At 61.6% G+C, this 8,498-nt stretch carries 8 protein-coding genes; 3 read left to right on the top strand and 5 right to left on the bottom strand.

Features of this window, described 5'->3' with window-relative positions:
* Nucleotides 1-565 precede the first annotated feature (565 nt).
* Nucleotides 566-1,417 carry a transglycosylase SLT domain-containing protein gene (locus AC3B8H_RS15445; RefSeq protein ID WP_488442436.1) on the top strand — a complete coding sequence of 284 codons (852 nt, stop codon included), beginning with the start codon at nt 566-568 and terminating at the stop codon, nt 1,415-1,417.
* 103 nt (nt 1,418-1,520) lie between these two features.
* Here the strand turns inward: AC3B8H_RS15445 and AC3B8H_RS15440 are convergent, their stop codons facing one another.
* The 4 genes from AC3B8H_RS15440 to AC3B8H_RS15425 all read right to left on the bottom strand — a co-directional run bounded on the left by AC3B8H_RS15440 (nt 1,521) and on the right by AC3B8H_RS15425 (nt 6,462).
* A complete protein-coding gene (locus tag AC3B8H_RS15440; RefSeq protein WP_488442435.1) occupies nt 1,521-2,648 on the bottom strand; it encodes a HupE/UreJ family protein in 1,128 nt (375 codons plus the stop codon).
* Nucleotides 2,645-3,805 carry a tetratricopeptide repeat protein gene (locus tag AC3B8H_RS15435; protein WP_488442434.1) on the bottom strand — a complete coding sequence of 387 codons (1,161 nt, stop codon included), beginning with the start codon at nt 3,803-3,805 and terminating at the stop codon, nt 2,645-2,647. The genes AC3B8H_RS15440 and AC3B8H_RS15435 overlap by 4 nt, the downstream gene beginning before the upstream one ends.
* 344 nt (nt 3,806-4,149) lie before the next feature.
* Entirely contained in the window at nt 4,150-5,775 is a 1,626-nt protein-coding gene (locus AC3B8H_RS15430; RefSeq protein ID WP_488442433.1) for a DUF4331 domain-containing protein, read from the bottom strand.
* A gap of 18 nt (nt 5,776-5,793) precedes the next feature.
* The gene (locus AC3B8H_RS15425) at nt 5,794-6,462 is read right to left on the bottom strand and encodes a DVUA0089 family protein (RefSeq protein WP_488442432.1); all 669 of its coding nucleotides are present in this window, start codon (nt 6,460-6,462) and stop codon (nt 5,794-5,796) included.
* A 283-nt stretch (nt 6,463-6,745) separates the two neighbouring features.
* On the opposite strand from AC3B8H_RS15425, the gene AC3B8H_RS15420 reads away from it, so the two are divergent.
* Nucleotides 6,746-7,360 (top strand): sigma-70 family RNA polymerase sigma factor, encoded by a 615-nt coding sequence (locus tag AC3B8H_RS15420; RefSeq protein ID WP_488442431.1) that lies wholly within the window; start codon nt 6,746-6,748, stop codon nt 7,358-7,360.
* Nucleotides 7,357-8,196: a cupin domain-containing protein gene (locus AC3B8H_RS15415; protein WP_488442430.1), complete on the top strand. Its 840-nt coding sequence runs from the start codon at nt 7,357-7,359 to the stop codon at nt 8,194-8,196. The genes AC3B8H_RS15420 and AC3B8H_RS15415 overlap by 4 nt, the downstream gene beginning before the upstream one ends.
* Before the next feature lie 56 nt (nt 8,197-8,252).
* Here AC3B8H_RS15415 and AC3B8H_RS15410 read toward each other — a convergent pair.
* A partial coding sequence (locus tag AC3B8H_RS15410; protein WP_488442429.1) for a hypothetical protein occupies nt 8,253-8,498 on the bottom strand: 246 nt, incomplete at its 5' end.

The following is an 8,498-nucleotide window of genomic DNA, read 5'->3' as shown; positions in this document are numbered from 1 at the left end:
AATTGCGCCGGCCCATGACGGCGACGCCGAAACCAGGCTTATCAACAGTAACGAGCTCAACGGAAAAAGCGATTTGGATACAGACATGCCAATACCTCCGGATCAATGCGAAAAACTGCAGGCCGATCGACAATATCGACGACCGCCAAATTAACTCTAAGCTTCAGTCGAACGCCCATGCAAGCCTTGGATGGCGCGGACGGCGAGCTTGGTCCAGACGCGTCGTTACCGGCCCGGAGCATCGCCGAGCAATTCCGCCGCTAATTGTCGTGTGATATAGTTTCGACCAAAATACTGCCCATCTGGGCAATGTCAAGCGAGATTGCCGCTCGCTATAGTACGAAAAACTTGAACTGGTTCTCAAGCTGAGATTGATACTAGACGGACCCATAACCATTTCAAGCGCGACCTTACGATTTTGTAAGATCGGCCATTGCAGGCGATGCAGCCTTTCGGGCGATTAAGCACTTGCCATGTATACGGTAGCTGGAAGCTTGGAGAACGGTCGCCGTTCTTTTCCGGCCGGGTTTGCGAAAACCCAGTCTCAGCAATACAGAACGAGAACATGATGAACCTGAAATATTTTCCGCTGATTGGCCTGTTAGTCGCGACCGCGCAACCCTCCGTCGCCGACGTTACCGCCCCGTTAAATTTGGCCCAACTGCGCCAGACCGCCGCCGATTTCGAGCACGGCCGCGGCATCAAACAGGATTACGGATTAGCCTTCGAAATGTACTGCAAGGCGGCCTTGGCCGGCGACAGCGAATCGGCTTACGGCCTGGGCTTCATGTATTTCAACGGCCGCGGCGTCAAACGGGATCTGGCGCTGGCCAGCCATTGGTTCAAACAAGCCGCCGATCGCGGCGACAATCACGCCCAAGCGATGTTGAACCGCTTCGGCGACGCTCCGGCCGCCGAAGACCCCACCTGCCACCCGGAACCGGTCGTGACGGTGACGGTGACCGACAACAACCCCAACCGGCAAATCGTCGAGGCCTGGGTCAATCAAATCGCGCCGATCTACGGCATAGACCCGCAATTGGTGATGGCGGTCATCAAAGCCGAATCGGCGTTCAATCCGACCGCGCTTTCCGGCAAAAACGCCCAGGGCCTGATGCAATTGATACCCGAAACCGCCGAGCGCTTCGGCATCAAGGATGCCTGGAATCCCGTGCAAAACATCAAGGGCGGCACGGCATATCTGCATTGGCTGCTACGCCATTTCGAAGGCAAGGTCGATCTGGTTCTCGCGGCATACAATGCCGGCGAGAAGGCCGTGGAGCGTTATAAGGGCATTCCACCCTACGCCGAAACCCAGAATTACGTGAAACAGATCCTGGCTTGGTATCCCAACGCCACCCACCCCATCCCGCCGCAATCGCCGCAAAAAAACCTGGTCATCGAAACCAAAACCTAACCGGAGCTATTCCGCTCCCGTACGCCAACGCAGCGAATCGCTTCCCGACCGCAACCGGCTCCCGAAGGCAGGCATCGTTATGCCGACGGCAACTGCGCTGTGGTCAACTCGGCAATATCGCCACATCCAAACCGCGTTCGACCAGCCAGACCAGCGCTAAGCCGACAATTCCGGTCGACCCGTATTTCAGGACCCAGACCGGATAATAGCGTTGCCGGCTACCCCAATAGATTAACGGCAACGCGACGGCGATAATCGCCAATTGCCCCAATTCGACGCCGAGATTAAACCCCAGCAAGGCCGCCGCTTGCCCGGATTTCGGCAATGCCAGGTCCAACAGCACCCCGGCGATGCCCATGCCGTGAATCAAACCGAAACCGAAGGCCAACCACACCCGACGTTCGGTAAACCAAGCATAAATGTTGTTCAGCGCGGCGACCGCCACCGAAGCGGCGATCGCCGCTTCGACCCAGCGACTAGGCAGCGCCAAATAATGCCAAACGGTCAGCGCCAACGTCAGCGAGTGGGCCAGCGTGAACGCCGTTACCACCGCCAACACATCCGCACCGATTTCAGCGAGACTCGACTTGCGCCGCCAAACCCTACCGTCGCGCGCCAAGGCCGCCGGCAACAGCAAGCTCAACAAAAACAGCAAATGATCGTAGCCGGCCCAGATGTGCGTCACCCCTTCCCGAATAAACGCCGCCAGCGCCGACCGGATGCCGCCGTCGGCGACGAGCTCAAACCGTTGAGACGCTTGCTCGGGACTAAACACCGCGCCGCGCGCACCGCCAGGCCCGACCAAACTAAACAAGCCACGATGGCGCGCGTCGAACTCGAAAAACCAGCGGTAATCCACCACGACTTGCCGCACGGTCGCCGGACAATCCGTCTGAAAATCCAGTACCGCATAAGCACCATCGCTATGCTGATCGACCCGCAAACCTTCGCTGACCAAGCGACAAGCCCGGCCGTCGCCGCTGATGTTCAAGCGGCTTAGCGCATTTGCCGCGACGGCGTCGCCGCGCTCGCGCAACTCCCGCCAGGCAATGCGACCGTCTTCGTCCAGGTCCAGACCGACCGCCTCCTGAAGATCGCGTAGCGCCATGTCCCAACGGCCGACCCAGCGCTCCCCGTTCCAGGTCAAGCTCAAATACGCATCGCTTGCTTTGTGCGCCGAGGCCGCGCAACTGCCCAGGATCAATATCAGAAAGGCTAACCACCGCTTCATGCCAACCTCCCGGCGACGCGCGCCGTCAACTCCCGCAAACGCGCATCTTCCAAGCCGGTTCCGGCCAAAAACGCCAACACGTCGCGAGCAGCCTCGAACTGGCCGGCCGCGATCGCCGCTTCCAACAAGATGCGGGCATCACGCGGCTCGCGTTGCACTTGCCAATTGGCGGCGGCCAGCGCCAAAGCCTGTTCGGGTTCGCCGTTCAATTGCAATTCGAACCGGGCTTCGTCGCCTTGGTGACTGGTATCGCCCCGACGGCGGCTGTCGGCGAAACGCGCCGCCAGCGTCCGCCGATGTTCTTCGGCTTCCGAGCGCCCCAGCCGCCGTTCCGCCAAAGCCAGCCGCAATAACAATCCGTCGGCGCGCTGTTCCTCGGCCAACAGCGCGACCACTTCGGCAAACCGCTGTCTATCCAGCAAAAAGTCGGCAAATCCGGCCAGCGAGTACGCACTTAGCCGGCCAATGGACAAGGCCTGCCGATAGTGGTGTTCGGCGGCTTCGGCATCGCCCAGCCGTTCCGCCATTTCCGCCAGCACGGTCCAGGCCCACTGCCGTTCCTCGGCCGGCTCCGGCCCGGCAACCGACAACAGACCGGCCAAGCGCCGGTAGGCCGGTTCGAGTTGGCCGCTGTCGGCCAACACCGACTCGACACACACTCGCCCGGCCAAACCGGCCGCCTGGCGGCTGACGACCAGACAGCTTTGCAGCGCCTCGGAATAGCGCCCCTGTACCTGATGAACCGCCGCCTGTGTCAGCCAGGCCCCGGTCAACCTGGGCCGTAAAGCCAGCGCTCGCCGCAAATCGGCCAACGCCGCCGAAAAATCGTGGCGATTCTGAGCCAGCACGGCCCGCAAGGTCAGCGTCTCCGCCGACGGATTCGAGCGAGCCAACGGCGCCAACACCGCCTCGGCACGGCCGAAGTAGCGCGGATCGGCCTCCGCCCGCCCCAAGGCGATGTAGCGCTCCACCATCCGTAGCGTAAGAATCGGGTCGTCCGGCGCCGCCCGCAGTTGCTCGCGCAGCGCCCGAAGCCGAGTATCGCCGCCGCGCTCCGGCAACACTTCCAAAACCTGATCGTCGTCCGCCGGTACAAAGGCTTGGCCCCGGGCGGCAGGGCCGAACACCAGCAGCGCCGTCAATAGTAAATGTCTCATCGATAGCTCCTGTTCGGTTTCATTCGCTGAACACGCGTCTGGCTCGGAACGCGGCTCCAAAGTCAGCATTTCGGTCCGAAGCCAAACGCGATGCTTGATCCTAAAAAGAGCAGTTGAACCTCGAAAAATCCCGTTCGCCCTGAGCCCTTCGGCTACGCTCAGGAGAACCTTGTCGACGGGAGAGCGGGAATTTTCAATAGCCCAACAGGTGGACATTTTATTGGCCGTCCATGCTTCGACGTTGCTCAGCACGAACGGCCTAAAACACGCCAACTGCATTTTTTAGGCTGATTGTTGTATAGAAACTCAGGGCGCCGGGCTTGGGCGCCCCGCCGACCGGGCGACTACTGTTCCGGGCAATTGGCCGCCGCCGAAGTCAGGCTGTCGGCGCAACCGGCTTCGCCGGGATCGACGTGCCGGCTTTGCCGGCCGCTATTGGCAAAGGCCACGTAGGGGAAACTCTCCTGATAATGTCGGTCGTTGGCGTTGACCCCATCGCCGACCCGATTGTTGGGGAAGGCGCCAAAGCCGGCGCGCAGCACGCCGACCGCGGCTTGCGCGGTGATGTCGAGCACGTCGTCGGATACCCGGCGGCCGTTCGGAAAGCCCGCGCTATCGCCCGCCAAAAAGCCCATCCGTTTGCGCGCAGTCGCGGACGCCGGGGCGATGCCGGTATTCAACCTAAGCAGATCGGCGATCGGCCCGCGCTGCTCGCTGGTGCAGGCCGGGCAAATCGGCGCCGCGTAAAACACCAGCGGCCCCAAATCGAAACCCGGCTGATCCGGCTTGACCCGCGGCGGCGCCGGTACCGGCAATTGTCCGCCCGTGCCGGCGTTCAACACCCGGGCAATCAGCGGATCCAGCACGTAGCCGGCATAATCGGCGTCTTGCTTGGGTTCGCTCATGCTGAATTTGTCCTTGTCGCCGGTACCGATCAGCAGTTCGTTGACCAGCGGGTTGCCCATCCGTTGAATTTGCGTATAAGCGTTGGCCAATTTAGGCCGGCCGCCGGGTTTTTCGGCATAGGATTTAGTGCGCGGCCGCGAGGTGGTGGCATAGGTGCCGACGACCGCGAAAGCTTCGTTGGCGCCGTGCAATTTGCCGTCCTGGGTCAACATCGCGATCGGCAGTTCGACGGCGATGGAATTGACGTTGAAACCGGCCACATCGTCGGCCGCGAAGTTACGCGCGTCGTCGGCGCTTTGGGCATCGCTCAGCACGCCGGGCACGCCGACTCCGGAGGCACCGCTCCGAAAATTCAAGGTATCGAAGGCCGCCCCCAAATCAATGTAAAACGGATCGTCAACCGTGCCCGCAAACACTTTAATGCCGCCGGTCAAGTCGTAAATGCCTTGCTTGGCCAACGCCGGATAATCCGGCATCGTGCGCGGCCCGACGTTGGAAGGCACCGCGTAGAGTTTTTGCCCGCCGCTCAGCTCGATCACCTGGCGGTTTTTACCCTTGCCCTTGATCAGCGTCACCGTATAGCTCTGCCGCTGACCCAGGCCTTCCGAGCCGGGGCCGTCCAGCGCGGTAATCGCCGCCGGCACCAGCGGCGTGCCGGCCGGCAGCGGCGCCGGCGAATTGAACGGCGTGTTCAAGCCGTCGCCGATACCGACGAAGCTCGTGAACACGCCCGGCAAGCGCGATTCGGTTTTAAAACGAAACTGCAAAGTCAGGTCTTCCTCGGCGTCGAAATCGTTGTCCACTTTCATTTCGTAGAGGATTTCCGGATCGAACGGAAAATAATTCGGGCCGTTGCTCGGTTCCAGCAACGGATCGACATTCAAGATCATCGTCACCTTGCTGGGATCGTCGTAACTGACAAAGGCAAACCAGTCGGTAATGTCGGCCTTGGTATCCAGCGCGGTCAACGGCGCTTCGCGGTGATTGGCGGCATGAGCGGACGGCGCGCCGCAAGCGAGCAACGCGGCGATCAGGCTTAGCTTATAGCGATTTATCGATTTCATGGTGATACTCCCGAAAGTTTAAACAGTGGCCGAGGTCAAGCCGCCCCGGTTGCGCGGTTGCGCCCAGCGGCCCAACCCAAAAAACAGCGCCGACGCCAACAACAGCATCGCGGTCGGCGGCTCCGGAACCGTCGCGGCTTGCGCGGCATCAACGCCGACAATATGGAATTCCCAGGCCGCCGTGCGGTTGGGCTCGACCAAATCGCCGTTGCTGTCGACCAGCGAGCCCTCGCAGAACTGAGCGTTACTGCATCCGAACACCTGGGTGAACCAGGGATCGGCATCGCGCAAAAATCCGTCGGCCAACGCGCCGGATACCGCGAAGTTGTCGTACTGCGTCAAGGTGGCGATGTAGTCGCCGGCCAGCAGGTTGGTCGTCAGATAGCTGTCGAATTCGCCGTAATTCAACAGCGCACCGTTGGAGAATGCGCTGCCGCCGCCGTTGCCGTCGTCCTGTTCGGCCAGCAGTTGACCGCTGGCATCCCAAAGCGTCAAAATCGGATCGAAACCGCCCGTCAGCCACGATGACGTAAACAGCGTCACGTTGCCGGGATTGGCGATGCTAAAATCGAAGCGGACCACCGAGTTGTCCTGGCTGAAGTTGCCGGCAAAATCAAAATCGGCGGCCCCGGCCGGCCCGCCGATCAGGCAGCCGCACAGGACCGCCGCGTAGAGTCGTGTTTTCATATGAATGTCCTCGTCGTGGGTAAAATGCAAGCTTCGGCGGCGACCGGACGACGCTAGCGCGAAACGGTGCCTGGCCTGCAATGACTACTACGGGGCGTCTGGCGATTTGGATGCAAGGCCGGCGAAACTTTTTTGGATAGCGCCGGAATCAGGCGACGTTTGCTACCCGCTGGGATAAAAATTGATTCAATGAATTTGGTGCATCCAGCAAAATCAATTCGGCTCCGCCGCATCCAAATCCGGACGAATTGCGTATAGCCTTTATAACCACGACGACGGCGACATGACCGAAACCCACCCGATTCACGACCGCGACGCCGGCACGGCGGCCGATACCGCATTGCGGCACGCCTTGGCCGGCATCGTCGATCAAGACCAGACGGCGCTGGGAACGCTGTACGACGCGATGGTCGAGCAGGTTTACGGTTTGGCATTGCGCATTCTGAAACAACCGGCCAGCGCGGAAGAAGTGGTACAGGACACCTTCTGGCAAGTCTGGCGGCAGGCGCCGCGCTTCGATCCGGAACGCGGCACGGTCAAAGCCTGGGTCCTGACCATCGCGCGCAGTCGGGCCTTGGACTTGCTGCGCCAATTTGACTCGGACCTGACCGAGTTGGAACCGGAAGAATGGGCGGCGATCGAAGGACCAGGCGGACAAGCGCCGATCGACTTATTGGCCGCCACCCAACAAGGCCATCGCGTGCATGCCGCGCTAGCCGCGCTGGACCCTGTGCCGCGGCAACTGGTGTCGCTGGCGTTTCTGCGCGGACTGAGCCACGAGGACATCGCGCTGTGCAGCGGTTTACCGTTGGGCACGGTCAAGTCGCACATCCGTCGGGCCCTGCTCGGCATGCAACAGTCTTTATCGATCAACCTAGGCGAGGATTATCACGAATGACCGACAGCCCACCCCGCAAGCCCGCCGACGCCGCCGAGCCGATTGCCGCGCAACTACTGGACGCGCTGGCGCCGCTACCGGTCGCCGCGCCGCAACGCGCGGCCATGCGCCAAGGTTTGCTGGCCAAAGTCGCCGACAGTCTGGCGAGTCACGCCGGTTTGTTGACGGTACGCACCCGCCACGGCGTCTGGCGGGATTTGAAATCCGGCGTGCGTTACAAAGCGCTGTGGGACGGCCCGCAGGGCGGCTCGGTGTTGATCGAGTTCGCGGCGGGTGCCTCGCTGATTCCGCACCGCCACAACTGGCTGGAGGAGGGCATCGTACTGCACGGCGAATTGACGATGGACGAGCTGCGATTGGGCCAATTCGACTACCACGTGTCGCCGGCCGGCAGCCGGCACGGCGCCATCCATTCCGATACCGGAGCGCTGGCCTTTCTGCGCGGTACCTCGCTCGGCGATACGCCCGGCGTGATTCGGGAAATCCTGGGCGGCCTGCTGCCCGGCGCGGACAAGTCGCAAACCTGTTATCTCAATTCCGAGGCAAACTGGCGCGAACTATCGCCCGGCATAGAACAATGGGTGCTGTATCGCGACGGCGAACGCGAGTCCTGTTTCTACCGATTCGCCCCCGGCAGCCGCATCGACGGACACAGCCACCCGGTCGAAGAAGAATGTCTCATGCTGTCCGGCGACCTGTATTTGGGCGACATTCTGCTGTTGCCGGGCGACTATCAGATGGCGCCGGCCGGCAGCCGGCACGGCAGCGTCGAATCCGAATCCGGCGCGCTGCTGTTCGTGCGCGGCGCACCGTGCGAACTGCAAAACATCGGCTAAGCGTCGTCTGACATCGCGTGGTTTGAGCCTGCTTCCGGGATGCCCGGCTCAAGCGCTCACACCGGTTCCAGCGCGAACGCGGCCAAGGCCGACGCATCCAGCGTATACAGCCGATAACTGCCGTCGGTGGTCAGCACCGAAACGCCGAGTTGCTCGGCGAAGGCGGCCTTGCCTTCCGCGCTACAGATTCCCAACAATTGCGCCGGCGTGAAACCGTGCCGGTAAATACTGCTGGCGTCCCGGCTGTAAACGCCGGCATCGCCGATCACCAGGCCGGCGGCATGGGTTAACGCCGCTTGCAC

The organism is Methylomonas sp. BG-2 (genome assembly GCF_057766305.1).
This window is presented reverse-complemented; position numbering and strand designations above follow the sequence as displayed.

Bases quoted from the DNA above. Each gene is read 5' to 3' on its own strand.
- AC3B8H_RS15430 (WP_488442433.1), bottom strand. From the start codon at position 5,775: ATGAAATCGATAAATCGCTATAAGCTAAGCCTGATCGCCGCGTTGCTC.
- AC3B8H_RS15415 (WP_488442430.1), top strand. From the start codon at position 7,357: ATGACCGACAGCCCACCCCGCAAGCCCGCCGACGCCGCCGAGCCGATT.
- AC3B8H_RS15425 (WP_488442432.1), bottom strand. From the start codon at position 6,462: ATGAAAACACGACTCTACGCGGCGGTCCTGTGCGGCTGCCTGATCGGC.
- AC3B8H_RS15420 (WP_488442431.1), top strand. From the start codon at position 6,746: ATGACCGAAACCCACCCGATTCACGACCGCGACGCCGGCACGGCGGCC.
- AC3B8H_RS15435 (WP_488442434.1), bottom strand. From the start codon at position 3,805: ATGAGACATTTACTATTGACGGCGCTGCTGGTGTTCGGCCCTGCCGCC.
- AC3B8H_RS15445 (WP_488442436.1), top strand. From the start codon at position 566: ATGATGAACCTGAAATATTTTCCGCTGATTGGCCTGTTAGTCGCGACC.
- AC3B8H_RS15440 (WP_488442435.1), bottom strand. From the start codon at position 2,648: ATGAAGCGGTGGTTAGCCTTTCTGATATTGATCCTGGGCAGTTGCGCG.